General features: G+C 37.6%; 1 protein-coding gene. It reads left to right on the top strand.

Annotated features, from left to right (window positions below; all coding sequences use genetic code 11):
* Positions 1-64: 64 nt before the first annotated feature.
* Positions 65-672: MBL fold metallo-hydrolase (locus AC1DOS_RS20445; protein WP_477538950.1), on the top strand; the 608-nt coding region annotated here is incomplete at its 3' end.

Below are 672 nucleotides of genomic sequence, written 5' to 3'. Positions count from 1 at the left end.
GAAGTAATGTTAATGGGGAAAACCTTATTAATGGGAATCCCGGGTTGTGGAGGAGGAATAGCTTATGAAAAAAAACAGTATTATTTTCTTTGAAAGAAATTTTCCAAGTGCAAACATGATTCTTATTAATGATCAGCTCCCGATCCTTATTGATTCTGGTTTTGGGAGTGATGCGAAAGATACAGAGCAATTAATTAAAGAAGTAGGTGTTTCACCAGAAGAATTACACCTTATTGTGAACACGCACTATCATAGTGACCATGTAGGAGGCAATTTTTATCTTCAAAAAAAGTATGGTGTTTCGATTGCTGCTCATAAATGGGATGCCGATTTAATTAATTCTTGTGACCCTGAAGCCTGTAGTGCAGAGTGGTTAGATCAGCCTGTAGAACCTTATCGAGTCGATACAAAGCTCTCAGATAAAGATGAGATTAATACAGGAAGTAGAACCTTGAAAGTCTTGCACACACCAGGACATACGTTAGGACATATTTCTTTATATGAACCTGAAGAAGAGATATTAATTTGTGGGGATCTCTTTCACAAAAATGATATCGGATGGTTAAATATCTTTCGAGAGGGTGTCACATCTATCCAACGATCTATAGAAAGTTTGGATCGGTTGTCCATGCTCCGGATTCAACAGGCATATTCAGGACATGGACCTCAAAT

It is taken from the genome of Paenisporosarcina sp. P5_A11, from assembly GCF_056400705.1.
This window is presented reverse-complemented; position numbering and strand designations above follow the sequence as displayed.